Raw genomic sequence first — 25,467 nt, forward strand, 5'->3', positions numbered from 1 at the left:
CTGACAAAAATCCACGCCTGTTGAGGCCCTGCCTCCATGCCGTTCCCGTTGTCGAAGTCTTTTCTCGAACCGCAACGCCATGGGATAAGTGTCTCCTCAGGACTTCACACCTCTTAGGAGTCCACATGACTGCCAACCCTTCCGACAGCAACAAGACGCCGGCCGCCGGCGGCATCAAGTCCAAACTGACCGACGCCCAGAGGGCAATGCTTGCCAGTAAGTCCGGCGGTGGCGCGCCCGCTGGCTGGCAAAGCACCGGCAAGGGCCACAAGCCCACGTCCGCCAGCGGCAAGCAGGCCAAGACGGAGAAGAAAGTCCGCTGGTAAAAGCTGCAGACAACAGTCTCCAGCGCACCTAGTATTGAAATCCCTTCGTTTCATTGCAGAAAGGAAGAACCATGACTGCCAAGCACTCAGCCGAAAACATCAATCCCGAGGTGGCCAACCACTTGGTGGAGTCCATGGACATGGCTCCGATGCCCGAACCCGCAACAGTCGCGATTGCGCTGGGCGTTGACCAGGGCAAACAGTGGCCGGACGGTAACGGCAAACGCCGCCACCCGAAGGAACGCGACCAAGCCCACGGACGCATGGGCCAAGGTGCAGCAGTGACGGCGATCCACAGGACCAGTCGTCCGCAAATGCCGCACTCCTCCTGACGCCACCCGAACCAACCCCGTAGCCAGCCCAACCCCGTAGCCAGCCCAACCAAGTAGCGGCACTTGACCCGCTGCTTAGTTGGGCTGGCTCACGTCGTCAGGGGACTTGTCCGGGCGCCAGCCACGCCACACCGGATGCCGCAGCCGTCCGGGTCCCGTCCATTCGCCGAACGTCACCTCGGCCACGAGGTCAGGTTCCACCCATTGGGCACCCGCAGCATCCTCGCGAGGGATGTCGGCGAAGGGGGAATCAGCCACCACCCGGGGCTCCAGCTTGTCCAGGATGTCCCGCAGTTGCCAATCCTTGAACCCGCTGCCCACCCTTCCCACATAGTGCAGCTTGTCGCCGTCGGGGATGCCCAGCAGCAACGCTCCAAAGGTCTGGCTTCGAGCCCCCGCTCCGGGCCGCCAGCCACCCACCACCACTTCCTGGCTCTGTTCCAGCTTGAGCTTGATCCATGACCTGCTGCGGCGGCCGGTGACATAGCGGCTGTCGGCCTTCTTCGCCATGACGCCTTCCAGGCCGAGCTCGGCAGCGCTGGCCATGAGGTCCTCCACATCGTGGTCCAGGACCGCCGAAAGATGGAGTGGGCATGGTGCGCGCAGACGGTCCATAAACCCGGTGAGTCTCTCCCGTCGTTCGCTGAAGGGCAGGCCGCTCAGGTCAGTGCCGTCATCGTACAAGAGGTCGAACACCATGAGTTGCACCGGAACCGAAGCCCGGGCACGCTCAATGTCTGCGGACTTGACCAGGTTCATCCGGAGCTGCAGGCGCCCAAAGTCAGGCCGGGAGCCCTTGCCGAGTGCCACGATTTCGCCGTCGGCCACAAAGTCTCCTTCAGGCCAGCACGCGCGGTCCGTGAGCTCCGGGTAGGTGGCAGTGAGATCGTTCCCGTTACGGCTCATGAGGCGGATCTTGCCCTCGGTGCCCGTGATGATCGCCCGGATTCCATCCCATTTCAGTTCAAACAGCCAATCGCCGCCGTGGAGTTCGGCTGTGGATCCCGAGGTGGCCAGCATGGGGGCGTAGTCCGGCATGGGTTGGGGAGCGGCCGTGACGGGCGGCCGGGCGCCGGCCGGCGTTCCATGTGACGGCGCTGCCCGCCGCCCCCCTGGTTGCTCCTTCATCAGGTGGATCAGCCAGTTCTGGCCCGTATTGATGAGCGCGAACCGCTTGGTGCCCTGTAGTCCTCCACCTGGCTGGCCCGTGAGGGTGGCGATCACTTCCTTGCCGTCACGCCATTTCTCGCAGGTGAACTCGCCGCGATCCCAGATGCTGACCGTCCCTGCGCCATACTCACCCTTGGGAATGACTCCTGCGAAGTTTGCGTAGTCCATGGGATGGTCTTCTGTGTGAACGGCCAGGTTGTTGCGGTCCACGGTTTCCGGGACGCCGCGCGGTAAGGCCCAGGAAACCAGCACGCCCTCATGTTCAAGCCGGAAGTCCAGGTGGTAGCGGCGGGCATGGTGCTCCTGGATCACAAAGATGCCGCCCGGTGGCGAGGGGTCGCCGGGCTTTGGCTGGTCAGGGGAGGAGCCCGCGGATTTCGGGGATGCAGAAGAAGCCGACGACGACGGAAACGGTTCCGGAGTCTTGTCCGGATCGCGCATCCCCACGTATTTGGCGAGACGGTTCTGAACTGTCACGCTTTCTCGGGAGGTGCCGGGCACGCCGGTGCGTGGACTGCCTCCAGCAGCACCGCCGTCGTCCTTCTCATCCTCCCCGTGCGGCGGCAGGTGCCGATCGGAAATGGACGCGAAGTGATCCTTGCCTGTGGCGACGCGTTTCATCACGGCGGTGTAATCCAAATGGTCCAACGTGGCCGAGGCGAGTTCGCGCCAGGTGCGCGGTGCGGCAACAGTGGGTAAGGCGCGGCCGCGAAGGGAGTAGGGCACGATGGTGGTCTTGTTCCCGCTGTTTTGGCTCCAGTCCACCAGGACTTTGCCCGCGCGGAGCGACTTCTTCATGTCGCTGACCACCAGCTCAGGGTGGTCGGACTCCAAAGCGCGGGCGAGTTCGTGGGCAAAGGCCGAGACCTGCTCGGACTTCAGCGTCCCGTCCAGCCCCGTGTAGAGATGGATGCCCTTGCTGCCGCTGGTGACCGGGACCGGGTCCATGCCCATGTCCTGCAGGATGGAACGGGCCAGCTTGGCCACTTCCACGCATTCGGGGAGGCCTGCGCCGGGGCCGGGATCGAGGTCCAGCACAAAGCGATCCGGTCTGAGCGGCTTCCCTGAGGCGTCCACCTGCCACTGCGGAACGTGGATCTCCAGGGAAGCGATCTGCGCCATCCAGGTGAGCGTGGCCAGGTTGTTGACCATGGGGTAATCGTTGCTGTGGTCCGAGTGGTGGATGGTGGCCCGCGGTATCCACTTGGGCGCAGAGTCCTCAAGGTTCTTTTGGAAGAACACCTGGCCGGGGTGCTCGGCGGTGCCCACACCGTTGACCCAGCGTTTGCGGGTGACGGGACGGTTGGCAGCGGCGGGGATCAGGAAGGGCGCCACGGCGGCGTAGTATTCCAGCACCTCGGCCTTGGTGGTGCCGGTTTCCGGGTAGATGATTTTGCCCAGGTTGGTGAGGGTGAGCTCGTGGCCTTCCACGTTCACCCGCTCCTGTTGCTTGCCTGCCACCTCTTCTCCTCTGCTGTCTTGTGCTGTTGACTGTGTGCATGAGGGCCATATGGAAGGGATCTATCGCGTTCGGTCTGGTCAACGTACCAGTGAAGCTCTACAGTGCCACGGAGGATCACGATATTGGCCTGCACCAAGTCCACAATAAGGACGGCGGGCGCATCCGGTACCAGCGCAAATGCGAAATTTGCAGCGATGTTGTGGCGTACGAGGATATCGACAAGGCCTACGAAGAAGAGGGCCGCACTGTGGTCCTTACCTCGGCTGAATTGAAGTCATTGCCTGAGGAGAACAGCCGCGAAATCGAGGTGGTGGAGTTTATCCCCGCCGAGCAGCTGGACCCCATCATGTACGAGCGCAGCTATTTCCTGGAGCCGGATTCCAAGTCGCCCAAGGCCTATATGTTGCTGCGGCAGACGCTGGAGGACACGGACAGGATCGCGATCGTCCAGTACGCGCTGCGGCAGAAGACCCGGCTGGGGGCGCTCCGCGTTCGTGAGGACGTGTTGTTGCTCCAGGCGCTCCTGTGGGGGGATGAGGTTCGCGAGGCCAAGTTCCCGTCCCTGGAGACGGACATCAAGATCTCGGACAAAGAGCTGGAAATGTCATCCGCCCTGGTGGAGTCAATGGCGCACGACTTTGACCCCGATTCCTACACCGATGATTACCAAGCCCAGCTGAAGACGTTGATCGAGGCCAAACTGGAGAAGGGCGAGGCCCTGGACACCGAGGCCACGTTTGGCGTGGTGGAAGGTGAAGGTGAAGGCGGCGACGTCATTGACCTCATGGAGGCGCTCAAGCGCAGCCTGGACAAGAAACGCGGCAAGGAAAAAGCGGACGACGACGATGCTGCCGCCAGCAAAACGGCCAGTAAACCGAAGGCACGGGCCAAGAAAAAGGCGTGAACCGGCGTCGTCAATTCACAATGGCGGCCCTAATGGTTCCGCAACATGGAGATGAGTTCTGATTTTTTCTTGGCCGAATAACCTTTGAGGCCGAGTTCCTTGGCGCGGGCTCTCAATTTGTCCACCGTCCAATCGTCATAGTCTCCCGACTTTCCTCCTTTTCGGCCCACTTCCTTGCGGCCCCGCGCGGCCGCGGCATTCGAGATGCGCGCTGCCTTTTCCTTGGATGCGCCATCCTCGCGAAGCTCTTCGTACAGTTCGGGATCTTTGATGCTGGGATTCTTCTTTTCCGGCATGGTGCGTTTTCCTTTCACTGATGTGGCATGTTTCCTGTGCAGATGGTGGTTCCCGCTAGGCCCCAGTCTCATAGTGCGGTTCGGCGACGGGTTTGGATTCCGGCGAACCCCGTTCGCGCAGGTAGACAGAAGCTCCAACCAGCACTGCTACTGCCAGGAACTCCGACTCCCAGTTCTCAAAGACGGCTTCCACGAAGTGTCCTGTAGCCAGATACTCGAGGATGCTGACGGGCGGCCCGCCGTGGGTTTGCTGTTCCTCGCTGTAGCTCGCAGCGCCGGAAATGATCATCCCGCCGAAGAACACCACGAACAGTCCCACGTTCGCCAGCAGCAAGCCATGGTTCCTGATGCGCTTCAGCACCACTCGCTCATCCTTGGGCTCACTCATCCTTGGGCTCACCATTGCTGCGCATCCCCTGACGGTAGAGCCACAGAGGCATCCCCACCACCAGAACCAGCAGCACCAGGATGATGAAGCCGCCCGCCACCAATCCAGCGGTCCTGCCTGCAGTGACGTCGAAGACCAGTGATGCCGAGCCGGTAATCAGGAGGGCAACGCCAGCCAGCGCCCATTTGGTAATGGTGTCCGCGCTGGAAACCAGGACGGCCTTGAGGCCCCGGCGGAAGAGTCGTCGGTGAACGCTGACGGGAAGCACAATGAGGACGGTTGTCAGGGCGGCAACCATCACGTTGGTCAAGTAGAGGCTTCGCTGCCAGTCGTCCAGATCCCCAAAACGCGGCTGAAATGGCAGCGTCAGCAGGAAGCCGCCCAGGATCTGCACTCCGGTTTGCAGGACGCGCAGTTCCTGGATCAACTCCATCCAGTTCCGGTCCATCCGTTCTTCGGTGGATTCGTTTCTGCCGAATCTGGGGGCCGGCTCCGGCTCTGCCATGGGTGCACCTCCGCGTAGTGATGGACGCCGACGGTGCACCGGGCTACGGTCGGAATGTCGGCGGTCGTACTGTCAGCGTGCCCCCCGGCGTTTCATTGGGCATCAACTCAATCCAAGGAGGAGAGACCGGGGGATCGGAGGAAAGATCACGGATCCCGAACGCGCCGCCGCCGCCCTCAGCAACCGGTAGCGCTTTTGGGCGGCGGGTGGTCACACGGGAGGTCGTTTCACGCCGGGGACCGGCGCTGGCGCGGAGCCTCGTCGCGTGGGGGCCTCGGTGCGTGGGAGAACGTGACGCGTTCAGACCGTGTGGCCCCGGCGGCCGGACATGTAGCTCAACAGCCAGCCGATGGCCGCAACGACGAGCAGGATGACGCCTACCCATAGCAGCCAGTTGAGGGCCTGGGTGAAGCCACCCACAAGGAGGAGAACAATTGCTACTACACCAGCAATGATCAGAAGCGTATTCATGGTCAGCACATTCCTTTCTGGGGGAATCATTGACGATTGTCGCCGGTTCCCAACTATGCATTCCTGCTTACTTCGATTTAGTTATGCCGGTACAAGGGGCATTTATCGGCCCCAAGTGCCTTTGCCGCCATTGCGTTCCGGCCTCCGTCGAATGGGCGGGAGTTCGCCGGTCGTGAACAGCAACTGTCCTCATTGTACTACTAAGCACCCTTATGAAAGGCTAATGGAAGTCGTCACTTGATGATTGGGCGGTTGCCGGAGCTACATCGCCGGCACGAAATTTTTTCGCTCAGATGAACGTCCAAGAGAGGAACACATGAAAGCGTCACAGCAGCTTGCAGACAACCTTCAGATCGTCCTGACAGACCTTATCGAGCTCCAGCTCCAGGGAAAGCAGGCTCACTGGAACATTGTTGGGCCCAACTTCCGGGACCTCCACCTGCAGTTGGACGAGCTGGTTCTCGCCACCCGTCAGTTTGCGGACGACACCGCTGAGCGTATGCGGGCGCTCCATGCCCTTCCTGACGGCCGCAGCGCGACCATCGCCAAGGGCACCCGTCTGGAGGAGTTCCCGGCCGGACTGGTTAACACCAAGAACGCCGTCAAGCTGGTCACGGACCGTGTGGAACGCGCTGTCCAGACCATGCGCGACGTCCACGACCAGGTAGACGAGGAAGACCCCACCACAGCGGACCTGCTGCACGCGTTCATCTCCCGCCTGGAGCAACTGGTGTGGATGATCAATGCGGAAATCATGAATGCCGGCGCAGCCGTCACGGACCCGGACGAGGCCTAGCAGAAACCCGGCCCCGGCTGCTTGCGAGCAAGGCAGACAGACCATGCCCAGGCTTAAGCGAAGCGACCTCTCCAAGCCCGGCATTGTCCGGCGAAGAGTAGGCAAAGGGTTCAGCTACCGCCACCCCGACGGGAGTCTGGTCAGCAAGGAGGATCGCCAGCGCATCAGTGCGCTGGCGATCCCGCCTGCATGGACCGATGTGTGGATCAGCCCTTTCGAACATGGGCACATCCTGGCTACAGGTGTGGATGCTGCGGGGCGTAGCCAATACATTTACCACCCGGGCTGGCGGGAGCGGAAGGACACCGAGAAGTTCATCAGGGCGGCCAAGCTGGGCTTGGTGCTGCCTGCGGTACGCCGCAACGTTACCGTGCATCTCCAGGACTCGGAGGACCCCAGGCAGCAGACCCTTGCTGCCGCCGTGCGGTTCATGGACCTGGGTGCCCTGCGGGTGGGCTCAGAGATCTACATGAAGCAAAACGGCTCTTACGGGCTCACCACCCTCCGCTGCCGGCATGCCCGCGTGGAGGGGCCGGACGTTTTCCTCAAGTTCCCCGGCAAAAGTGGTCAGCTGTGGGACACGTCCATCCACGATCCCGCGCTGGCAGCGTTCCTGGAACCACTGGTGGAGCGGCCGGGAAAGGAACGCCTGCTGGCCTATCTGTCCGACGGCACTTGGGTAACCGTCGATGCCTCCATGATCAACGAGTACCTGCGGGGAATCGCTGGGGAGGCGTACACGTCCAAGGATTTCCGGACGTGGAGGGGGACGGCTGCGGCGGCCTTTAGCCTCATCAAATCGGGCCACAAAGGGACGCCCAGGCAAGCGATTGTGCGGGCCATCAAGGAGACCTCTGAACTCCTGGGCAATACTCCTTCGGTAGCGCGCTCCTCCTATGTGGACCCCCGGATCATCGAGGGCTACCTCGAAGGGGAGTTGAAGGACGTGAAACCCACGGAGTCCTCGATTGCGGCCTATCTGAACGGCGAAACGGGCTAGCCGAGCCTCTTCAGAGGCGCACCATCCGCCAAGTGAAACGCCAAGAGCCTGGCGACACCCACATCCGGGTGCCGTCAGGCTCTTTGCGTGTCGCTGAGGGGTTGGTGCCCCTACTCGGCGTCGTGGTCCGTTTCGAGGATCTTCACCAGGCTGTCCAAGGCGGCGTCCGCCCCTTCGCCCTCGGCGCGCAGCACCACCACATCGCCGTGGGCCGCACCCAGGCTCATCAGGGACAGGATGCTGGCGGCGTCCATGGCGTCGTCGGCGGGCTCGCCCTGACGTGCGATGGTGACGTCGAGGTCAAGATCGCCGGCTGCCTCCGCGAAGATGGCGGCCGGGCGGGCGTGGAGGCCCACACGGCTTGCGATGGTTGCTGTACGTTCTGGCATTGGAGCTCCTTTTGTGGTGGTGGGTGGCTTTGTGGGAAGTCTAGACGCTGGCGGTTGCCGGAACGGGTTCCGCAGCTACCGGCTTCTTGACAGCCCAACGTTTGAGGGCGATGACCGACAGCGCGGTGATTACCACGCCAACGGCGATCGCGAGGAAGAACAACAGGAAGTTGTCGATAGCGAAGAACACGAACAGGCCGCCGTGGGGAGCCTTGGACGTGACTCCGAAGGCCATGGACAGAGCTCCGGTTACTGCACCGCCCAGCATGCTGGCCGGGATGACGCGAAGCGGATCGGCCGCAGCGAACGGAATGGCACCTTCGGAGATGAACGATGCGCCCAGGAGCCAGGCGGCCTTACCGTTTTCACGCTCTGCCAGGGAGAACAGCTTCTTGTCCAGAACCGTGGCCAGGGCCATGGCAAGCGGGGGAACCATGCCGGCGGCCATGACTGCCGCCATGATCTGCCACGGTGCCTGGTTGGTGACGCTCGCGGCGCCGAGCCCTGCAACAGCAAATGCGTAGGCAACCTTGTTGACAGGACCACCGAGGTCGAAGCACATCATGAGTCCCAGGATGATCCCGAGGACCACTGCGCCGGCGCCCGTCAGGCTGGACAAACCGGCGTTGAGGGCGTTGGTCAAATCCACGATCGGGCGGCCCAGAATGAGGAACATGAGTCCGGATGCCACAAGGGATGCGAGCAACGGAATGATCACCACGGGCATGAGGCCGCGCAGCCAGCGCGGGACATCGAGTTTGCCGATCTGGTAGGCCACGTAGCCCGCCAGGAGGCCGCCGACAATGCCACCGAGGAAGCCTGCGCCCATGAATCCGGACACGGCACCCGCTACGAAGCCGGGGGCGATACCGGGGCGGTCGGCGATGGCGTAGGCGATGTAGCCGGCCAGCGCAGGAACAAGGAACCCGAGGGAGAGCGCACCGATCTTGAACAGGACCGCGCCAATGTAGGCACCAAGGGGTCCCCAAGCATTCTCGGGGAACTCGGTGGGCAGGTTGAAGATGCTGTTATCCACAACGATCTTGTCCGCGAAGTTGGTGATCAGGTAGCCGCCCATGAGGAAGCCAAGGGCAATCAGCAAACCGCCACCGGCCACGAACGGGATCATGTAGGAGACGCCGGTGAGGAGCGCGCGCTTCAGCTTCTGGCCGATGTGCTCGCCCTTTTCCTCCTCGGCACGCTCTGCCTGCTCCTCGGCACCGAAGTGCGGAACCCGGCGTGCATGTGGGTCCTCTGCGGCGGTGAGTGCTTCCTGGACCATCTTGGTGGGCTCGTCGATACCGCGCTTGACGGGGGCGTTGATGACCGGTTTTCCGGCGAAGCGTTCCTTGCCGCGGACATCGACGTCGACGGCGAAAATCACCGCGTCTGCCGCAGCGATCACTGCCGGGTCCAGAGGCTTGGCGCCGGAGGAACCTTGGGTCTCCACCTGGAGGTCAACACCCATTTCCTTGGCAGCGGCCACCAGCGAGTCGGCAGCCATGTACGTGTGCGCAATGCCGGTGGGGCAAGCGGTCACGGCGACGATGCGCTTTGGTGCGGAGGTCGTCGTCGTGCCTGCTGCGGGGGCCGCAGCAGCGGCAGGTGCAGCGGCCGGTTTGTCGGCCAAGGCGCCATCAACCAGTTCAACGATCTCTTCAGGGGAAGACGCCGCACGCAGTGCTGCCGTGAAGTCCTTTTTGATCAGCGAACGGGCCAGCTTGGAGAGCAGTTTCAGGTGTTCCTGGTCTGCGCCGTCCGGAGCTGCAATGAAGAAAATGAGGTCAGCCGGGCCGTCTTTGGCGCCGAAGTCCACCCTGTGCGAAAGGCGGGCCATGGCCAGGGCGGGTTCCGTGACGGCTGCGGAGCGGCAGTGCGGGATGGCGATGCCGCCAGGCACACCGGTTGCGGTCTTCTGCTCGCGGGCAAAGGCATCCGTAAAGAGGCCTTCCACCTCGGAAGCCCGGCCAGCGGCGGCAACCTTGCCGGCCAGGACGCGGATGACGTCGGCAGGGGAGTCGCCCAGGTTTTGGTCGAGGGTGACCAATTGGGGTGTGATCAGCTGGGTCACTGTGAGTCCTTCTGGAGGGCCGTGATGGTTACGGCGTCGGGGGTTGTTTGGTGGACTGCCGGGACAGTGGAGCCCGGCAGGGAAGCAGCAGCGGCACCATGTGCCACGGCTTGACGAAGGCAGTCCTGCGCGGAGCCACCTTGGGTTGCAGCCAGCAGGTATCCGGCCAGTGCAGAGTCCCCGGCGCCCACCGTGCTGACGGCTTTGATGGGCGGATGCGTGGCGAGCCATGCTCCGTCCGCCGTCACCAGGATTGCTCCCTTGGACCCGAGTGTTGCCAGAACAGCGCCCACACCGCTGGCGACGACGGCGGCAGCGGCTTGGGCGGCTTTGGCCGGGTCCGCTTCCAGTTCGTCAGCTGTGGAGACATTGGCGAAACCGGCAGCGGCGGCAAGCTCTGCGAGCTCTTCCGCGTTCGGCTTGAGGAGGTCCGGCTTTCCTGAGGCATCGCCCACCAAGGCCGCCGCAAGCGGTGCCCCGGAGGAGTCAATGGCGATGCCGGGTGCGGCCGTACCATCCGCGGTCAACCGAAGCCGACGCGTGATTGTGGCGTAAAAATCCGCGGGCACTCCTGGTGGGAGCGATCCCGCGAGGACCACCCAGCTGGCGCCACGGGAGCGCTCCAGCAGCAGCCCGATCAGGGCTTCCTGCTGTTCACCGCTCAGCTCCGGGCCGGGTTCGTTGATCTTGGTGGTGACGCCATCCGGTTCGGTGAGCGTGACATTGCTGCGCAGCGCCTGACCGATGGGCAGCGCCGCAAACGGCACGCCGCCGTCGTGCAGTCCGGAAAGGACGGGGTCCGAATCTGCGCCCGGAAGGACGGCCACGGTTTCAAGGCCGGAGGCAACCAGTGCGCGTGAGACGTTGACGCCTTTTCCGCCGGACTCCTGGTGTACGGCAACAGCGCGCTGTACTTCACCGCGGGCCAGGGCGCCGGGGAGTTCCACCGTGCGGTCCAAGCTGGGGTTGGCCGTCAAGGTGACGATCATGCGATCACCAGGTCTACGCCGGCATCGGCCAAAGCTGCGGCGAGCTCTGCGGAGGGCTGGTTGTCTGTAATCAACGTGTCAACATCCTTCAAGGTGGCGAACTGGACCAGGGTTTCGGCGTCCAGCTTGGACGAATCGGCCAGGGCCACCACACGGCGGGCTGACTTGACGAAGGCAGCCTTGACGGCGGCTTCCTCGGGATCGGGCGTACTGAGCCCGAAGGTCGCGTGGATCCCGTTGGCTCCAACAAAGGCGATGTCCGGACGCAAGCGGTAAGCGGCTTCCACGGTGGACTGCCCGACGGCGGCCTGCGTCAGTCCGCGGACACGGCCGCCGAGGATTTGGAGCGCAATGCCCGGAGTGGAGGAGAGCTTGCCTGCGATGGGAATAGCGTGCGTGATCACCACCAGTTCGTCGTTTCCGTTGGCGTTGGCGGACGGGGTCCGCTGGGCCAGTAGATCCGCAAGGGTTTCCGTGGTGGAACCGGCGTCCAGGAGGATGCTGCCGCTGCTGAGTTCGGGGATCAGGGCCAAGGCTGCGTTGGCGATGCGGAGTTTCTCGACTTGGCGCTGGACGGCACGCTCCAGGATGCTTTCTTCCCGGGTGCTCAGGCGGTCCGAAGGAACGGCGCCACCGTGGACACGCCGGAGGCCGCCGGAGACCTCGAGGGCTGCCAGATCGCGGCGAACGGTCTCGGTGGTGATGCTGAAACGGTCGGCGAGGTCTGTCACGCTCACCCGTCCGCGCTCTGCGACGAGTGCGGAGATCAGTTGCTGGCGCTCTTCTGCGAACACTTACCCTCCATTGCGGTAAAGCCAAGATTTCAGTGCAGCCACTGCCGTGACTGCTGTCACAACGATGTGGAATTGCTTGACTCTATCTTTGTTTGCGTTGGTAAGTCAATAGAAACCAACATAAACAAAGATTGACCGTGTGGTGGGTGCGCCAAGGTCCCGTCCGCCGCAGCTGAACACAGCACTCGCCGCTTCCGGGCACAGCCGCTCCTGGGCACAGCCGCTCCCGGGCACAGCAAAGGGCATGCCGCGCTCCCTGTAGCGCGACATGCCCTCGTTCGGATCCTGACTGGGGGATTTGCCAGGATCCGGCCTTGCAGGTGTGAACCGCCGGCGCTGCCTCGTGCGAGGGGGCCGGGGCCTTTCCTATGTCAGGGGAGTGGGTCCCGGCGGTGGCACCGTCGGGCCCGGGGTGGGATCAGGATATGAGGGGTCCGGAGTGGGCTCCGGGATGGGTGACGGCCCCGGCTCCGGCAAGGGGACCGGCTCTGGTGTTGGCCCGGGTTCGCGGGTTGGGTCAGGGCTGGGGTCCCGGGTGGGATCAGGATATGAGGGGTCCGGCGGGAATTCGCTCATGAGTGTGCGCTCCGTCTGCTGGTGGAATGGTGGGGCAGGAGGTAATCAATGGGCAGGTTGTCCGGGTCCGGCGGATCCGGGAGGCTGGGCTTGCTGGGCTGTCCGGACTGGAAGCCGGCGCGCCCAGGCTGGGCGCTGGGCTGTCCGGACTGGGCGTTGGGCTGTCCGGACTGCGCGCTGGGCTGCTCGGGCCTGGCGCCCGGGACGGAGGGGTCCGTCGTCTGTGGTTTTGCGTCCATGCTTTACCTCCAGGTAGCTCCAAAACTGTGGTCTTGTTCCCCGTGTCGCGGCCCCGGGGTCAATCCGGGATTTCCATGCGGAAGCCGCAGTGGCATCCCAGAATGCGCGTGTTGATCAGTACCTCGTACATCCGCAACTTGCTGCCGGGCTTCAGCACAAGGGGCGCCTGGATCCTCCGGAGCTCGCAGCTCCTGGTTTTCATTGGTTCGCCGCAGTGCAGGTATTGCCCGCCGAACTGAAGCACTCCTTGCTGGGCTCCGGGGCGGTTCAGCACCGCGGCCACTTTCTGGACGGACGAAATCTGCCGGTAGGAATACCTGCAGGCGTGGCATTCGTAGGCGACGTCCACCATGTTGGGAGCGGGGGGATAGTGGGACTGGATGGAGTTCACCAGAAGATGCTTGTCCGTGTCGCAGTGCGCACACCAAAGAGGCTCGTCAGGCGGTTGGTGGGCTTCGTCCGGAACTCTGGACGCTGGCTGGGCAGGCATGGGCATGTACCTCTGCATCAAATGCGGGTCGCCCGTCTGCTTGAGCTGAAAGCAAGGTCCTCTGATGGGAACTTTAGCTAGATTGTGCACATAGGTGCACCGCATATGCAAGGATTCTATGGCCAGTCATTATGGGGGTGACGGGCAGGGGTTGGACGACCGTAAACTAAGGCATGGATGAAATGAACATCGATATTTTGGCGCCTGATTCTGTCTCTGCGCCCGACGATGTTTCGGTGCCCGAGCAGCTGCAGGACCTCGTGATCGACAGTGATGACGTAGGTGGATTCCTGAATGAACTCGCGGTTTTCTCGGCGGCCGCTGTGTCCGAGGCCGTGGGCATGAACGTGCTCTGTGGCATCACCTTGAGTCGCCGGCGCCGCACTGCCACGGTGGCAGGAAGCACCCATGAGGCCAGACTGATCGACGAGGTCCAGCAGGCATATGGCGATGGTCCCTGCTTGGAGGCAATGCGAAGCCATGCGACCGTGCACGTTCCTGACACGTCCATCGAAGACCGCTGGTCCGAGTACTGCACAGTCATCGCGCAGCGCGGGCACCTGTCAGCTCTTTGCGTTCCCCTGGAGCTGGACGAGGGCGCCACTGCGGCTCTGAACTTCTTTGCCCCTCAAGCCAAGGTCTTCGACCCGGCAACCATCCTCAATTGCGAGCTCTACGCCAGCCAGGCCGAGCGCTCGCTGCGGTTGGCTGTCCGCATTGGCGTGAAGCAGCAGCACGCTGAGGACCTCCAGGTTGCCATGCAGACACGCACGGTCATCGATCTCGCCTGCGGAATCATCATGGGACAAAACCGTTGTACGCAGGACGAGGCATTCCAAATCCTCAAGAAAGCGTCCAGTACCCGGAACCAGAAACTCCGGGACGTGGCCGAATCGCTCATCACGAGTGTGGCCAAGCAGGCGCCCATGGCCCATTTCGAACCCTGATCCCAACGGGTTGGCGACAGCCAGCGAACCCATGACTTGTGACGTACGCCACCGTGAACTACATTTTAGGTGGGTTAAGCAGATAGCCCTTGGAGTCTCCTGACCTGGCGCCATCCCTGATGGTCCAAGAACTGCACCTTTCAGCCGTGGCCGCCATCGGCCGGCTCGCCGCGTGCACACCTGCAGGCTCCTTGGAGAGTAAAAGGAGAATGGCAATGACGCTTGGATCCCTTCCCGTCCCGAAACCTGCTCCAGGGGCGGAACCCGCAAGTGCCCCTGCCGGGGTTCAACCGTGGTGCACTGTTTGCGCCACGGATTCCTACATTTTCGTGGAAACAGTGGTGGAAGCTGAGCCACGTGAGTCGACAGTTGTCGACGTCAGCTACACCTGCAGCGAATGCGACACCTTCTATGCCCACGCTGTCCGGTTGGACACGCTGACACCGGAGATTCAAAGGGACTTTCTGTCCACTTCCGCAGCCGGACTCTGGTTCAGCTGCACACATTGTGGTGAGCCCATGACGCTGGGCCGTCCCACTGAGCGCGTGATTGAGGCTCCCCGGACCACTGACGATCCGGAGACCCCCAATCTGTTGGAGGTCTACCTGCAGACCCAGGTGCTGCATTGCCGTTGCGGTTTCCAAATGGAGGTTCCCCGCCACGTTTGATGACCGCCGGCTCTGAATAACTCACAAGTGGGAGTGGTGGCAATGCGTACCTTTGGCGTTGAGGAAGAACTTCTGATCGCGGATCCCGCGGATGGCTCCCCTTTGGCCTTGGCGGCGGACCTCCTGGACGTTGCAGCCACCGATGGTGGGCTCAGCGAGGAGTCAGGCACGGAGGCGTTGACCCTGAAGTCCGAGTTCAAGCAGGAACAAGTCGAGGTCAATTCGCGGCCCTGCGGAACTGCCTCTGAACTGCGGACGGAAATCCGCCACGGGAGAGCTGCTGCTGATGCTGCGGCCAGGGCGTTGGGAGCACGGGTTGCGGCGTTGGCCACGCCACCGGTATTCCACGCGACGCCAACCTCCGGCAACCGGCGGTACGCCACCATGGGCAACGAGTTTGGACTGATAGCCCGCGAGCAGCTCACGTGTGGCTTCCACGTCCACGTCTCCATCGAGTCTCCCGACGAAGGTGTCGCGGTCCTGGACCGCATGCGCCACTGGCTTCCTGTGCTGTTGGCACTGAGCGCCAACTCCCCGTATTGGATGGGTGCGGACACAGGCTTTGCGAGTTACCGAACGCAGATCTGGAACAGGTGGCCCACGGCTGGTCCCATGGACGTTTTCGGTTCGGCAGACGGCTACCGTTCCGTGCTTGCTGCGCTTCTCGGCACGGGAGTCCCGCTGGATGAAGGCATGATCTACTTCGACGCACGCCTGTCCCGGGGCCACCCAACTGTTGAGGTCCGGATTGCTGACGTTTGCCTCTACGCAGAAGATGCCCTGACCATTGCAGTCATTGCCAGGGCTTTGGTGGAGACCGCGGCGGACGAATGGCATAGGGGAGTTCCGGCGTCGGCCATGCCCACTCAGGTATTGCGGATGGCCAACTGGAAGGCGAGCCGATTTGGCGTCAACAACCATGTGCTCCACCCGCTTGAACAGCGGCCGTATCCGGCCGCTGAAGTGGCCAGCGCCTTGCTCCGGCATGTCAGGACTGCCCTGACCGCAGCCGGGGATTTTGCGCTCGCCCGCGCCGGAGTGGCCACTATTCTGCGCCGGGGAACCGGCGAGCGACTCCAACGACAGGCCTTCAGCCGGCGTCTGCGGTTGTCCGACGTCGTCTCGGCCGCCATCGCGTCCACTCACGAAGACGGCGAATTGTCCGACGCCGGCCTGCTCAGTCTCTAGCCGGCCGGCGCCCTGTTAAGCAGCCCGGTAAATCAGCCCTGGTTGATGCGGATCATGTTGCCTGACGGGTCGCGGAAGGCGCAGTCGCGCGGTCCCCACGGCTGGTCGATCGGTTCCTGAAGGACTTCGGCGCCGGATGCGCGGAGCTTCTCGAAGGTACCGTCAAGATCATCCGTGGTGAAGACAAGCATCGGCATGACGCCCTTGGTGAGCAGTTCCTGGATCGCGTCGCCGTCGGCCTGCGAGCGACCGGCGTGCGGAGGGGACAGGACCAGTTCCAAGTCCGGCTGGGCATCGCTGCCCAGGGTGACCCAGCGCTGCCCATCGGAGCCGACGTCGTTGCGGACTTCGAAGCCCAGGGCGTCGCGGTAGAAGGCGAGGGATTCATCAACATCGTTGACAGTGACGTGTGCGTACTTCAGTGAAATGTTCATGAATCACACGCTATTGCAGCTGTGCGGAGGGCGCTTCTTCAATCCTGCTCAGGTTTGGTGTTCCGTTGCGGTCCGGCCGGGTGTGCTGCTTGGCGATGCAGCTGGGCATGGCCTTCACGGCCTCATGCTCGCGGGACCGGTATTCGCTCGGGTTGATCCCAACGATTTCCGTGAAGCGCGTGCTGAAGGAGCCCAGCGATGTACAGCCGACCTCCATGCAGGCGTCCGTGACGCTGGTTCCCGCGCGAAGCAGGGCCATGGCCCGCTCGATCCGCCGGGTCATGAGGTAGTTGTACGGAGATTCGCCGTACGCAGCCTTGAACTGGCGGGAGAAATGCGCGGGGGACATCAGGGCGCCGGCGGCCATGGTGGGTACGTCCAAAGGACGCGCATATTCGCGATCGATGAAGTCGCGGGCGCGCCGCAGATGGGCCAGGTTGGCCAGTTCCTGCGGAGTCATGGCGTCAGTCTACTAGGCTCGTGCCCATGGATTCAGTGGTGTGGTCGAAGCCGGAACATGAGCGCGCGGGCACCCCGTTGTTGGTGATGCTGCACGGTTATGGCACCAGTGAGCAGCGCATGGTGGACCTCTTTCCGCACTTGCCGGACCAGTTCACCTGTGCAGCGTTGCGCGGGCCCAAGGTCATCGGCGATCACTACGGCTGGTTTCTGTTGGATTACTTCCTCACCAACGATTTCGCGGACGTCATTTCCTCCACCAACCGGGTGTTCGATTGGATCAATTCCGTAAAGAAAAACCACAGCAGCGTGAGCCTGTTGGGCTATTCGCAGGGCATGGCCATGGCCAGTACGCTCCTGCGCCTGCGGCCGAACGACTTCAAAGCCACCGTTGGCCTGTCCGGCTTTGTGATGGACAACGACCTCCTGGCCCTGAGTGAATCCTTTGACGCACCGCCTCCGTTCTTCTGGGGGAGGGACAAGGCTGATCCTGTGATCAATGAGGATGCGATTGCGCACACCAAGGAGTGGCTTCAGGCCAACGTTGCGTTGACCGCGCGGACGTATCCGGGCATGGGGCACAGGATCGAGCCGCCGGAGCTGGTGGACGTCAGTGCCTTCCTTAAGTACTACGTCTTGGCTTAATCCGCCGGGGATTAGAAGGCATCCGCGCCCGGGAATCAACCTCCCGGTGAGATTCGCGTCACAATTTCGTATTCGTCGGCACTCTATTGAATGACAAAATTGTAAGCGCTTACACTTTTGGCTGGTGGCCCGCTTCGGGACATGCGCAAAGGCGTCAGGCGAGTAGGGAAAGGGTTGAGGCCGTGTTGCATGGTTAGGACTCACAGAGTGACAATCCAGGACGTCGCCGTCCTCTCCGGATTGTCCATTTGCACGGTATCGCGGGCACTGAGGAACCTCCCCAACGTTTCCGGGAAGGCCCAGCGACAGGTGGCGGAAGCCGCCAGCAAACTGGGCTACAAAGCATCGGCCGCAGCCTCCAGGCTGGCAGGCGGAACCACAGGATCGGTGGCCATCGTCGCCCCGACGGCCACGGCCTGGTTTTTCGCCCAGGCTGTGGAAGCGGCAGAGGAAGTGTTCGGCGATGCCGGCTATGACACCGTCCTCATCAGCTTGCGCAACAAGACCAGCGTGAGGAAGCAGTTCTTTGCGGACCTGGAGAACCTGGCCCAGAGGGTGGATGGCCTGCTCCTGCTCAATATTGACCTCGCCCCCGGAGAAGTGGAAGCGTTGGAAGCCTCCGGGCTGGCGGTAGCCAGCGTGGGGATGGGAAATGTTCCGTGGGACAATGTAGGTATCGATGACGAGCACGCGGCCTGGCAGGCAACCCAACACCTGCTGGGGCTGGGCCATTGGGACTTGGCCGTTCTCTCGAGCAATGAACACTCCGTTGTGACTGAGACCCCTCGGTTCCGTGGCTTCAGGCGTGCGCTGGATGAACACCACCTCACCGTCCACCCGGACTCTGTGGTGGGTGCCGGGCCAAGCATCGACGACGGCCGGCGGGCAATGACTGAACTCATCACCCGCGGTGCAAGGCCCACGGCAGTGTTCGCCCATTGCGACGAAGCCGCATTCGGTGCGTTAACCGCGCTCCGTGAGTACGGCTTCTCCGTGCCCAAGAACGTGTCCGTCATCGGTATAGACGACCACCCCATGAGCTGGTTCCTTGGCCTGAGCACTGTGGCGCAGCCCGTTGCCGACCAAGGTGCCTTCGCGGCAAACCTGCTGTGTGAACACCTGTTGAATCCTGAATCCCCCCATCAACCCTCCAACCACCTGCTCGATACCAAGCTCATCGAACGCAAGACCACGCGCCACAAGCGCTGAACGGAACAATGCACATGACTGATCTTCGTAATGCCTGGACTGGCGCCACTGCGCTGCTGTTCGACCTCGACGGCGTGCTGACGCCAACTGCCGTGGTGCACGAGCATGCGTGGCAGGAACTGTTCGACGGCTATCTCGCAGAGGCGGGCCATCCCCAGGGTTACCAGGAGAGCGACTACTTCGACCACATTGATGGGAAGCCGCGCTTCGATGGCGTCCGGGATTTCCTGGCGTCCCGCGGCATCACGCTGCCCGAAGGTCCGGTCCATGACCACCCGGACAACCAGACCGTGCAGGGGTTGGGTAACCGGAAGAACGCCATTTTCAATGAGATTGTGAACTCCCGCGGTGTTGAGCCATACGAAGGTTCGGTCAAGTTCATCAATGCCGCCGTGGAGCTGGGGTTGAAGGTGGCCGTGGTGTCCTCTTCCCGTAACGCTCCCGCCGTGCTGAAGGCCGCTGGCCTTGACCACCACTTCGAGGTGGTGGTGGACGGACAGGTGGCGGCCGGCGTCGGGCTTCCCGGCAAGCCGGACCCGGCAACGTACGTCTACGCAGCGGGCCTTCTGGACGTGCCTGTGGAGGAATGCATCGTGGTGGAGGACGCAGTTTCCGGTGTGCAGGCCGGAGCGGGCGCCAACTTTTACGCCGTGATCGGTGTGAACCGCGGGGCAGGCCGCCAAACCCTGCTGGACGCCGGCGCCACACTGGTGGTCGACGACCTCAACGATCTTCTCTGACCCTACTTTTTTCGAAGGATTTCATCAGCCCATGGCACTCATCAGCTCCGATCGGCTGCGCTTCCCCTGCGAGCCCTGGAAGCTCGTGGAAAACATCCACGTCCCCGGTGACGAGGGAACGCTGGAAACGCTGTTCGCGCTTGGCAACGGCCACCTTGGCATCCGTGGCTCGCATTCAACCACGGGGGATGGCGAGCTTCCCGGCACGTTCATCAACGGTTTTCATGAGATCTGGGACATCAAACACGCAGAAAATGCCTACGGTTTTGCCCGCACGGGCCAGCGGATTGTGTACGTTCCGGACGCCAACAACTTCACGGTTTCCATTGACGGCGAGGCCCTGAGCCTGGGCGAGTCCACTGTGGTGGATTACCACCGCAGCGTGGACTTCTCCACAGGCATCTACGAGGAAAGCATCACCTGGGCCTGTCGCTCGGGCGCTACCGTCACCACGGTTGAGCGCCGCGCGGTCGGGTTCGATTCGCGCGGTTGCCTTGGCCTGGAACTGTCTGTCTCCGCGGACCGTGACGTATCCGCAGACATCACGTCCGGCGTCGTGAACCGGCAGGACCAGCCTGTGGAGGACCACTCGGTCCATGACCCGCGCCGCTCCGGCCGGCACGCCGGCCGAGTGCTGCTGCCGCTGCACCTGCAGGGTGCCGACGGTTCGCTCCGCCTCGCATGGGAGACCTCGGAGTCGCGCCAACGCGTCGCCATGGCCGTGGACCACTGGATTTCCGCCGAAGGCCAGCCCTTCGAGACGCTGGTGGCGGAAGACGAATCGTCCGTACGTTACGTTTTGGCAATTCACGACGGCGGCCCTTTCCGTCTGGAGAAAACGGTCAGTTACGTGGTGGCCGGTTCCACTGACGCCGAGGACCGCGGGGAGAGCCTTGCCGCTGACGCGGAAGCCAATCTGGTGTCCTTCGGCGAGATCCTGGCGCAGAGCGAGGCGCACTACCAGCAGTACTGGACCACGGCGGACATCTCCATCGGAGGTCAGCCGGAGATGCAGCAGGCCGTGCGCTGGGGCCTGTTCCAGCTGGCGCAGGCCACTGCACGCGCCGGTGTGGCGGGCATTCCTGCCAAGGGTGTGAGTGGGTCCGGGTACGAGGGGCACTACTTCTGGGACCAGGAAATCTACCTCCTGCCGTACCTGACCTACACCAACCCGTGCGGAGCCCGGAAAGTGCTGGAATCCCGCCATGCCATGCTGCCGGACGCCCGCGTTCGCGCCAAGGAGCTCAGCGTTGATGGTGCGCTGTTCCCGTGGCGCACCATCAATGGCCTGGAAGCCAGCGCCTACTACGCTGCCGGTACCGCCCAGTTCCACATCGCCGCGGCCATCGCCTTCGCAGCCAACCGCTACCAGTGGGCCAGTGGCGATGACACCTTCCGTGGGGAGTTGGGTGCCGACCTGCTGATCGAGACGGCGCGCATGTGGGCATCGCTGGGCTTCTTCGGCAAGGACGGCATGTTCCACATCCATGGCGTGACTGGACCGGATGAGTACACCGCCGTGGTCAATGACAACCTGTACACCAACGTCATGGCGCGCTTTAACCTCCGTGCCGCCGCGGCGCTGGAGCACGAGGGGATCGCCGACACCGAGCGCATGGTGTGGCGGCAGGCAGCCGAGCGTATGTCGCTCCCGTACGATCCGCACCTGCAGGTGTTCAGCCAGGACAACGACTTCATGACGTTGGAGCCGTGGGACTGGAACACTCCCAAATCCAAGTACCCGTTGCTGCTGAACTTCCACCCGCTGGTGATTTACCGCCACCAGGTCCTCAAGCAGGCCGATACGGTGCTGGCGATGTTCCTGCAGTGGCAGGACTTTACCGCTGAGGAGAAGCAGCGCGCCTTCGATTTCTACGATCCCATCACCACCGGCGACTCCACCCTGTCCGCCTGCGTGCAGGGCATCATGGCGGCCGAGGTTGGGTATGGCGATGTTGCGCTGCAGCACTTTACCGAGGCTCTGTTCATCGACCTGGACAACTCGCATGGCAACACGATCGACGGCGTCCACATTGCCTCCACCGGCGGCATCTGGAGCTCGTTGGTGTGCGGCTTCGCGGGCATGCGCGACCAAGGCGAGATGCTGCGCTTCGATCCCCGGCTTCCTGTGGAGTGGGAAGGCCTGTCCTTCACGCTTAAGGTTCAGGGACGCCTGCTGGCCGTGGACCTGAAACAGGGATCCATCGCCCTGACGCTCGTGACAGGGCCGGACTACAGCGACGAACCGCTGGCCATTCACGTGCGGGACTACAGCGTCACGGTGGGTTCTGAAACCGTGACAGTGCCGCTGGAAACTGTCCCGGTCCCACCGCCGTCGATCTTCCCCAGCGTCTTCCCGACGGCGGGACTCCCCATCATCCGGTAGCGAAGGACGGCGGGCTCCTTGTTTCCTCTGATGCTGTGCTTGTACCCGTCCGCCCGGTGATCCGTCCCTGCGGGGCCTGGTGGAGATTGACGTAGTGGCTGCTATCCCCGGGACCGGTCCGCGCTAATTGCTGCTTGCGGTTTCCTGCCGGGTTTTGGCCAAGGCACGACGCCGGTCCAACTCGCCGTTGATCAGGTCCAGTAGCGCTTGGGCCGGTTCGGACAAGTGATGGGTATCCGGTGAGCCAAGCTGGTCGCAGTGGACGAGGACGTGCCGGATGCGCTCCAGTTCCCGGGACGGGACCAAGGGCCAGCGGTGGAAGAGTTGCCTCACCGCTAAGGCACCCAGGAGGGCGTCAGGTTTGTTGGGGGTGCGATGGTGGCCATGGTTTTCTGCTGCTCTTCGTCGAGCAACACTGGCCGCGGAGGGGCCGACACCATGGGCCAGGAGGATTTCGGCCTTGAGTGAATTGGGGGCCATTGGGGACCTGCCAAACGTGAAGCGAGGGAAGCCGGCTGCGTGACTTTGAATTCAGCTTACAGAATGTGAGTTATCTCACGCCAATGTTTACGTGAGGCGTTCGCCGTCGTCATTCATCGCTTCGCACCACAGCATCAGGCGCCGCCTTCCCGATCGCGGGTGGCGGCGCCTTCGGCTTAGCCCAGGTGGACGTGGGGTGCGTGGTCAGATCCGCTGAACGTCCTGCGGTCGATCCTGATGAGGAGCAGTGCGACGGGGACCATCAACACTGCGACTCCGGCAGCCCAGAGGAAGACCAGCGAGTAGCCCGAGGTCAGTGCAGCGAGCCTTCCGCCGTCGGCCGCCGCTGTTTGCGCCGCAGCAGAGGTGGCCGCCGCGATGGCGCTGAAGAGTGCAATGCCCAGTGAGCCGCCGATTTGCTGTGACGCGTTGACCAAGGCTCTGGCAACGCCGGAGTCGTCCTTGTTAACCCCGAAGAGAGCCAGGTTTTGCATGGGGACGAAGACCATGCCCAGCCCGATGCCCATCAGGACCAGCGCGGGCAGCATGGTGACTGCGTACGTGCCGTCCGGCGTTACCTGCGTGAGCCACAGCATGGCTGCGGCCAGGAAAACCGGGCCGATCGAACTGGGAATACGGGCTCCCAGCCTGGGCAGGTTTTTCGCCACCAGGCCCGCGGTAATGATGAGCACCACTGTCATGGGCAGGGAAGCAATTCCGGCGGTGAAAGGCGCGAATCCCAGGACAATCTGGAGGTAGAAATTGATGAACAGGATGCCGCCGATCAGGACTGCGCCGGCAAGGAATGATGCGAGGAAGGCTGCGCCCCTGTTGCGTTCCGTTGCCACTCGAAGCGGCAGCAACGGGTGCTTGACCTTGCGCTCGATGGCGACGAAAAGCGCCAGCAGTGCCATGCCAGCGGTGATAAAGCCCCAGGACTCGATGGCATCCCACCCGTGTTCTGCGTTGGCAAAGCCGTAGACCAAAGAGCCGAGGCCCACTGCGGCCAGAACGACGCCGGGCCAGTCGTATTTGGTGGAGCCGCCGGCTTTGCTTTCGCTCACCAGCCTCCACACGCCGATGAGCGCGACCATTGCGATGGGCACGTTGACGAAGAAGCACCAGCGCCATGAAACGTACTGGGTGAGGAAGCCGCCCAGCAGAACTCCTGCCGCAGCGCCCACGCCGCTGATGGAGCCGAAGATGGCGAACGCCGTGCCGCGGTCCTTGCCTCCCGGGAAGGTGACTGTGAGGAGGGCCAAGGCGGCTGGGGCCAGGAGCGCTGCAAAGACTCCCTGCAGTGCGCGGGCCCCAATGAGTTCCCATGGCTGCTGTGCGAGGCCGCCGATGAGGGAGGCGATGGCAAAGCCCGCCGAGGCTGTGATGAAGGTCCGTTTCCGTCCCCAAAAGTCCGCGATCCGGCCACCCAGCAGCAGGAACGCGCCGAAGACGAGGGCGTACGCCGTGACGACCCAGGCGCGGGTGGAGTCGCTGATGCCCATCTCCAACTGGAGGCGGGGGAGCGCCAGGTTCACGATGGTGCCGTCCAGAACCACCATGAACTGGGCGAGCGCAAGGAAGGGCAGCGATCGCCAGCCGATGCCTTTTTGGTTGTCTTTGCCCGGCCGGATCTGAGCGCCAGCCGATTCGAGTAGTTGTGATGCCACGCGTCTCCCATACTTAGTAAGTAGTAATACTTATGAAAGTATAAGTACTTTGGGATGTGCGCATAAGAGCTGTGCGGGTGATGTGCCTTACGTGTTCCTAGGTTGGGTTTTCGGGCTCCGCGAGGAACGAGGCCAGCCGTTGCAGCGCCGGAAGGCTGGCCGCAATCTGTTCACGTTCCTCCGGGAGAAGCCGGTCGCTGGCTTTGATGAGCGCATCCGCCCATGCACCTTCGAGGAGGGCCTTGATCCGTTTGGATTCATCTGTGGGGTGAAGGGAAACGTACCGCTTGTCCGTGGCGTCCTTGACCCGCGTCACCAGTCCGGCCGCCACGAGCTCACGTAATTGGACACTCACATTGCTCAGTTGGCGGCCCAAACGGGACGCTACCTCAGCCACAGTGGCACCCGGATGGCTTTCAATGACGCGGAGGATCTCCAGGACGCCGTTGGAAATGGGCCGGACGCCGGTTTCGTTGAGCGACTTACGCCGAATATCGGACGAAATATCGATCATGCACACGGCCAATGCCTTGTGGTCCACCGGCTTTTCTTCCATCCGTCAAGCATAGGTGGGGACGCCCTGCCGAGCCGCCGTTGCTTGCCCGCAGTACGTACCTGCCTGCAATAGTGGAAGCATGATCAACCAGCAACAGCTGTGGGACAACGAAGCGGCCAAGCAGTACGACACCCCCGGGGAAGGCATGTTTTCACCCGACGTGCTGGGCCCTACGGTGGAGGTCCTGTCCGAGCTGGCGGGCGATGGTGCGGCCATTGAGTTCGCCATTGGTACCGGTCGTGTCGCCATCCCGCTCGCGGAGGCGGGAGTCCAGGTCAGCGGCATCGAGCTGTCCCACGCGATGATCGCAAGGCTCCGCGAAAAAGTGGACGAGGACCGCATCCCAGTGGTCCAGGGCGATATGTCCAGCGTGCGGGCAGAGGGCAGCTTCACACTGGCATTCCTGGTCTTCAATACCATTGCCAACCTGCTGACACAGGACGAACAAGTCCGGTGTTTCGAGAATGCTGCCAGCCATCTGGCGCCCGGTGGCCGGTTCGTCGTCGAACTCTGGGTGCCGCAATTGCGATCGCTGCCTCCGGGACACGGAGGCACGGTTGAGGTGAGCCAGCCCGGGTATCTCCTGGTGGATACCTACGATGTGCTGCGGCAACACGTCGTCTCCCACCACGTGCGGTTCGGTCCTGACCTGTCCGATGGCCGGGATGCGCGGATTGGGCGGACACCCCACCGCTACATTTGGCCGAGCGAACTGGACCTCATGGCGCGGATAGCCGGATTCGAACTCGAAGCCAGGTGGGCTGGTTGGGACCGCAGCGAATTTACGGCAGATTCGCGGAGCCACGTGTCCGTCTATAGGCTCATTGAACGCTAGGGTCTGGTCAGAAGGCCAGCAGGAATGACTCGGAAATGACGGCCGGGAACAACT

At 62.9% G+C, this 25,467-nt stretch carries 29 protein-coding genes; 13 read left to right on the top strand and 16 right to left on the bottom strand.

Going from position 1 to position 25,467, the window contains the following annotated elements; all coding sequences use genetic code 11:
* Positions 1 to 125 precede the first annotated feature (125 nt).
* Positions 126 to 326: a hypothetical protein gene (locus BLW08_RS19070; protein WP_090823836.1), complete on the top strand. Its 201-nt coding sequence runs from the start codon at positions 126 to 128 to the stop codon at positions 324 to 326.
* A gap of 71 nt (positions 327 to 397) precedes the next feature.
* A complete protein-coding gene (locus tag BLW08_RS19075) occupies positions 398 to 658 on the top strand; it encodes a hypothetical protein (protein ID WP_090823834.1) in 261 nt (86 codons plus the stop codon).
* Between the two features lie 75 nt (positions 659 to 733).
* Here the strand turns inward: BLW08_RS19075 and BLW08_RS19080 are convergent, their stop codons facing one another.
* Positions 734 to 3,289, bottom strand: a complete 2,556-nt coding sequence (locus BLW08_RS19080) for an ATP-dependent DNA ligase (protein WP_091327186.1) — start codon at positions 3,287 to 3,289, stop codon at positions 734 to 736.
* Positions 3,290 to 3,327: 38 nt separating this feature from the next.
* Between BLW08_RS19080 and BLW08_RS19085 the strand changes: the two genes are divergently transcribed.
* Positions 3,328 to 4,194: a non-homologous end joining protein Ku gene (locus BLW08_RS19085; RefSeq protein WP_091327189.1), complete on the top strand. Its 867-nt coding sequence runs from the start codon at positions 3,328 to 3,330 to the stop codon at positions 4,192 to 4,194.
* A 29-nt stretch (positions 4,195 to 4,223) separates the two neighbouring features.
* Here BLW08_RS19085 and BLW08_RS19090 read toward each other — a convergent pair whose 3' ends face one another.
* From BLW08_RS19090 to BLW08_RS23735, 4 genes are all read right to left on the bottom strand, one after another.
* Positions 4,224 to 4,490: a DUF7218 family protein gene (locus tag BLW08_RS19090; RefSeq protein ID WP_090823830.1), complete on the bottom strand. Its 267-nt coding sequence runs from the start codon at positions 4,488 to 4,490 to the stop codon at positions 4,224 to 4,226.
* A gap of 55 nt (positions 4,491 to 4,545) precedes the next feature.
* On the bottom strand, positions 4,546 to 4,878 hold the full coding sequence (locus BLW08_RS19095) for a DUF6766 family protein (RefSeq protein ID WP_254779974.1): 333 nt from the start codon (positions 4,876 to 4,878) through the stop codon (positions 4,546 to 4,548).
* On the bottom strand, positions 4,871 to 5,383 hold the full coding sequence (locus BLW08_RS19100; protein ID WP_090823828.1) for a DUF6328 family protein: 513 nt from the start codon (positions 5,381 to 5,383) through the stop codon (positions 4,871 to 4,873). Before BLW08_RS19100 ends, BLW08_RS19095 begins: the two co-directional genes overlap by 8 nt.
* Before the next feature lie 300 nt (positions 5,384 to 5,683).
* The gene (locus tag BLW08_RS23735; RefSeq protein WP_139244934.1) at positions 5,684 to 5,854 is read right to left on the bottom strand and encodes a cytochrome c-type biogenesis protein; all 171 of its coding nucleotides are present in this window, start codon (positions 5,852 to 5,854) and stop codon (positions 5,684 to 5,686) included.
* A gap of 316 nt (positions 5,855 to 6,170) precedes the next feature.
* Here BLW08_RS23735 and BLW08_RS19105 point away from each other — a divergent pair, with 316 nt between their 5' ends.
* Positions 6,171 to 6,650: a Dps family protein gene (locus BLW08_RS19105; protein WP_090823826.1), complete on the top strand. Its 480-nt coding sequence runs from the start codon at positions 6,171 to 6,173 to the stop codon at positions 6,648 to 6,650.
* Between the two features lie 43 nt (positions 6,651 to 6,693).
* On the top strand, positions 6,694 to 7,650 hold the full coding sequence (locus BLW08_RS19110; RefSeq protein ID WP_090823824.1) for a DNA topoisomerase IB: 957 nt from the start codon (positions 6,694 to 6,696) through the stop codon (positions 7,648 to 7,650).
* Between the two features lie 110 nt (positions 7,651 to 7,760).
* Here the strand turns inward: BLW08_RS19110 and BLW08_RS19115 are convergent, their stop codons facing one another.
* The 6 genes from BLW08_RS19115 to BLW08_RS19140 all read right to left on the bottom strand — a co-directional run bounded on the left by BLW08_RS19115 (position 7,761) and on the right by BLW08_RS19140 (position 13,199).
* On the bottom strand, positions 7,761 to 8,039 hold the full coding sequence (locus BLW08_RS19115) for an HPr family phosphocarrier protein (RefSeq protein WP_090823822.1): 279 nt from the start codon (positions 8,037 to 8,039) through the stop codon (positions 7,761 to 7,763).
* A 40-nt stretch (positions 8,040 to 8,079) separates the two neighbouring features.
* A complete protein-coding gene (locus tag BLW08_RS19120; RefSeq protein ID WP_091327193.1) occupies positions 8,080 to 10,110 on the bottom strand; it encodes a PTS fructose transporter subunit IIABC in 2,031 nt (676 codons plus the stop codon).
* Positions 10,107 to 11,099, bottom strand: coding sequence for a 1-phosphofructokinase family hexose kinase (locus tag BLW08_RS19125; protein ID WP_090823818.1), 993 nt, complete (start codon positions 11,097 to 11,099; stop codon positions 10,107 to 10,109). Before BLW08_RS19125 ends, BLW08_RS19120 begins: the two co-directional genes overlap by 4 nt.
* Positions 11,096 to 11,893, bottom strand: coding sequence for a DeoR/GlpR family DNA-binding transcription regulator (locus BLW08_RS19130; protein ID WP_090823816.1), 798 nt, complete (start codon positions 11,891 to 11,893; stop codon positions 11,096 to 11,098). Before BLW08_RS19130 ends, BLW08_RS19125 begins: the two co-directional genes overlap by 4 nt.
* A 572-nt stretch (positions 11,894 to 12,465) precedes the next feature.
* The gene (locus BLW08_RS19135; protein WP_090823814.1) at positions 12,466 to 12,708 is read right to left on the bottom strand and encodes a hypothetical protein; all 243 of its coding nucleotides are present in this window, start codon (positions 12,706 to 12,708) and stop codon (positions 12,466 to 12,468) included.
* 59 nt (positions 12,709 to 12,767) lie between these two features.
* A complete protein-coding gene (locus BLW08_RS19140; protein WP_090824089.1) occupies positions 12,768 to 13,199 on the bottom strand; it encodes a hypothetical protein in 432 nt (143 codons plus the stop codon).
* A 173-nt stretch (positions 13,200 to 13,372) separates the two neighbouring features.
* On the opposite strand from BLW08_RS19140, the gene BLW08_RS19145 reads away from it, so the two are divergent.
* The 3 genes from BLW08_RS19145 (at position 13,373) to BLW08_RS19155 (ending at position 16,002) form a co-directional block, all read left to right on the top strand.
* The gene (locus BLW08_RS19145) at positions 13,373 to 14,146 is read left to right on the top strand and encodes an ANTAR domain-containing protein (protein WP_090823812.1); all 774 of its coding nucleotides are present in this window, start codon (positions 13,373 to 13,375) and stop codon (positions 14,144 to 14,146) included.
* 215 nt (positions 14,147 to 14,361) lie between these two features.
* Positions 14,362 to 14,814 carry a hypothetical protein gene (locus tag BLW08_RS19150; RefSeq protein ID WP_091327198.1) on the top strand — a complete coding sequence of 151 codons (453 nt, stop codon included), beginning with the start codon at positions 14,362 to 14,364 and terminating at the stop codon, positions 14,812 to 14,814.
* A 42-nt stretch (positions 14,815 to 14,856) separates the two neighbouring features.
* Complete coding sequence (locus tag BLW08_RS19155) at positions 14,857 to 16,002, top strand: glutamate--cysteine ligase 2 (RefSeq protein ID WP_091327200.1); 1,146 nt, start codon at positions 14,857 to 14,859, stop codon at positions 16,000 to 16,002.
* Positions 16,003 to 16,034: 32 nt separating this feature from the next.
* Here the strand turns inward: BLW08_RS19155 and BLW08_RS19160 are convergent, their stop codons facing one another.
* On the bottom strand, positions 16,035 to 16,436 hold the full coding sequence (locus BLW08_RS19160; RefSeq protein WP_090823806.1) for a VOC family protein: 402 nt from the start codon (positions 16,434 to 16,436) through the stop codon (positions 16,035 to 16,037).
* Positions 16,437 to 16,446: 10 nt separating this feature from the next.
* Positions 16,447 to 16,896, bottom strand: a complete 450-nt coding sequence (locus BLW08_RS19165) for a helix-turn-helix transcriptional regulator (RefSeq protein WP_090823804.1) — start codon at positions 16,894 to 16,896, stop codon at positions 16,447 to 16,449.
* A gap of 26 nt (positions 16,897 to 16,922) precedes the next feature.
* Here BLW08_RS19165 and BLW08_RS19170 point away from each other — a divergent pair, with 26 nt between their 5' ends.
* The 4 genes from BLW08_RS19170 to BLW08_RS19185 all read left to right on the top strand — a co-directional run bounded on the left by BLW08_RS19170 (position 16,923) and on the right by BLW08_RS19185 (position 21,875).
* Positions 16,923 to 17,540 carry an alpha/beta hydrolase gene (locus BLW08_RS19170; protein ID WP_090823802.1) on the top strand — a complete coding sequence of 206 codons (618 nt, stop codon included), beginning with the start codon at positions 16,923 to 16,925 and terminating at the stop codon, positions 17,538 to 17,540.
* Between the two features lie 207 nt (positions 17,541 to 17,747).
* Complete coding sequence (locus BLW08_RS19175) at positions 17,748 to 18,749, top strand: LacI family DNA-binding transcriptional regulator (protein ID WP_254779975.1); 1,002 nt, start codon at positions 17,748 to 17,750, stop codon at positions 18,747 to 18,749.
* A gap of 8 nt (positions 18,750 to 18,757) precedes the next feature.
* Positions 18,758 to 19,489, top strand: coding sequence for an HAD family hydrolase (locus BLW08_RS19180; RefSeq protein ID WP_091327208.1), 732 nt, complete (start codon positions 18,758 to 18,760; stop codon positions 19,487 to 19,489).
* Between the two features lie 31 nt (positions 19,490 to 19,520).
* On the top strand, positions 19,521 to 21,875 hold the full coding sequence (locus BLW08_RS19185; protein WP_091327211.1) for a glycoside hydrolase family 65 protein: 2,355 nt from the start codon (positions 19,521 to 19,523) through the stop codon (positions 21,873 to 21,875).
* Between the two features lie 123 nt (positions 21,876 to 21,998).
* On the opposite strand, the gene BLW08_RS19190 is transcribed toward BLW08_RS19185, so the two are convergent.
* The 3 genes from BLW08_RS19190 to BLW08_RS19200 form a co-directional block, all read right to left on the bottom strand.
* Positions 21,999 to 22,355, bottom strand: coding sequence for a hypothetical protein (locus BLW08_RS19190; RefSeq protein WP_091327213.1), 357 nt, complete (start codon positions 22,353 to 22,355; stop codon positions 21,999 to 22,001).
* A gap of 176 nt (positions 22,356 to 22,531) precedes the next feature.
* Positions 22,532 to 24,022 (bottom strand): MFS transporter, encoded by a 1,491-nt coding sequence (locus tag BLW08_RS19195; RefSeq protein ID WP_091327216.1) that lies wholly within the window; start codon positions 24,020 to 24,022, stop codon positions 22,532 to 22,534.
* Positions 24,023 to 24,119: 97 nt separating this feature from the next.
* A complete protein-coding gene (locus tag BLW08_RS19200) occupies positions 24,120 to 24,578 on the bottom strand; it encodes a MarR family winged helix-turn-helix transcriptional regulator (RefSeq protein WP_090823780.1) in 459 nt (152 codons plus the stop codon).
* Positions 24,579 to 24,657: 79 nt separating this feature from the next.
* Here BLW08_RS19200 and BLW08_RS19205 point away from each other — a divergent pair, with 79 nt between their 5' ends.
* Entirely contained in the window at positions 24,658 to 25,413 is a 756-nt protein-coding gene (locus BLW08_RS19205; protein WP_091327220.1) for a class I SAM-dependent methyltransferase, read from the top strand.
* Positions 25,414 to 25,467: the final 54 nt, after the last annotated feature.

It is taken from the genome of Arthrobacter sp. cf158 (assembly GCF_900106835.1).
In the GTDB taxonomy this organism is placed as follows: Bacteria; Actinomycetota; Actinomycetes; order Actinomycetales; family Micrococcaceae; genus Arthrobacter.

Bases quoted from the DNA above. Each gene is read 5' to 3' on its own strand.
- BLW08_RS19075 (WP_090823834.1), top strand. From the start codon at position 398: ATGACTGCCAAGCACTCAGCCGAAAACATCAATCCCGAGGTGGCCAAC.
- BLW08_RS19085 (WP_091327189.1), top strand. From the start codon at position 3,328: ATGAGGGCCATATGGAAGGGATCTATCGCGTTCGGTCTGGTCAACGTA.
- BLW08_RS19125 (WP_090823818.1), bottom strand. From the start codon at position 11,099: ATGATCGTCACCTTGACGGCCAACCCCAGCTTGGACCGCACGGTGGAA.
- BLW08_RS19070 (WP_090823836.1), top strand. From the start codon at position 126: ATGACTGCCAACCCTTCCGACAGCAACAAGACGCCGGCCGCCGGCGGC.
- BLW08_RS19115 (WP_090823822.1), bottom strand. From the start codon at position 8,039: ATGCCAGAACGTACAGCAACCATCGCAAGCCGTGTGGGCCTCCACGCC.
- BLW08_RS19110 (WP_090823824.1), top strand. From the start codon at position 6,694: ATGCCCAGGCTTAAGCGAAGCGACCTCTCCAAGCCCGGCATTGTCCGG.
- BLW08_RS19205 (WP_091327220.1), top strand. From the start codon at position 24,658: ATGATCAACCAGCAACAGCTGTGGGACAACGAAGCGGCCAAGCAGTAC.
- BLW08_RS19145 (WP_090823812.1), top strand. From the start codon at position 13,373: ATGGATGAAATGAACATCGATATTTTGGCGCCTGATTCTGTCTCTGCG.
- BLW08_RS19090 (WP_090823830.1), bottom strand. From the start codon at position 4,490: ATGCCGGAAAAGAAGAATCCCAGCATCAAAGATCCCGAACTGTACGAA.
- BLW08_RS19100 (WP_090823828.1), bottom strand. From the start codon at position 5,383: ATGGCAGAGCCGGAGCCGGCCCCCAGATTCGGCAGAAACGAATCCACC.
- BLW08_RS19200 (WP_090823780.1), bottom strand. From the start codon at position 24,578: ATGGAAGAAAAGCCGGTGGACCACAAGGCATTGGCCGTGTGCATGATC.
- BLW08_RS19150 (WP_091327198.1), top strand. From the start codon at position 14,362: ATGACGCTTGGATCCCTTCCCGTCCCGAAACCTGCTCCAGGGGCGGAA.
- BLW08_RS19155 (WP_091327200.1), top strand. From the start codon at position 14,857: ATGCGTACCTTTGGCGTTGAGGAAGAACTTCTGATCGCGGATCCCGCG.
- BLW08_RS19165 (WP_090823804.1), bottom strand. From the start codon at position 16,896: ATGACTCCGCAGGAACTGGCCAACCTGGCCCATCTGCGGCGCGCCCGC.
- BLW08_RS19190 (WP_091327213.1), bottom strand. From the start codon at position 22,355: ATGGCCCCCAATTCACTCAAGGCCGAAATCCTCCTGGCCCATGGTGTC.
- BLW08_RS19140 (WP_090824089.1), bottom strand. From the start codon at position 13,199: ATGCCTGCCCAGCCAGCGTCCAGAGTTCCGGACGAAGCCCACCAACCG.
- BLW08_RS19095 (WP_254779974.1), bottom strand. From the start codon at position 4,878: ATGAGTGAGCCCAAGGATGAGCGAGTGGTGCTGAAGCGCATCAGGAAC.
- BLW08_RS19160 (WP_090823806.1), bottom strand. From the start codon at position 16,436: ATGAACATTTCACTGAAGTACGCACACGTCACTGTCAACGATGTTGAT.
- BLW08_RS19170 (WP_090823802.1), top strand. From the start codon at position 16,923: ATGGATTCAGTGGTGTGGTCGAAGCCGGAACATGAGCGCGCGGGCACC.
- BLW08_RS19185 (WP_091327211.1), top strand. From the start codon at position 19,521: ATGGCACTCATCAGCTCCGATCGGCTGCGCTTCCCCTGCGAGCCCTGG.
- BLW08_RS23735 (WP_139244934.1), bottom strand. From the start codon at position 5,854: ATGAATACGCTTCTGATCATTGCTGGTGTAGTAGCAATTGTTCTCCTC.
- BLW08_RS19135 (WP_090823814.1), bottom strand. From the start codon at position 12,708: ATGGACGCAAAACCACAGACGACGGACCCCTCCGTCCCGGGCGCCAGG.
- BLW08_RS19180 (WP_091327208.1), top strand. From the start codon at position 18,758: ATGCACATGACTGATCTTCGTAATGCCTGGACTGGCGCCACTGCGCTG.
- BLW08_RS19105 (WP_090823826.1), top strand. From the start codon at position 6,171: ATGAAAGCGTCACAGCAGCTTGCAGACAACCTTCAGATCGTCCTGACA.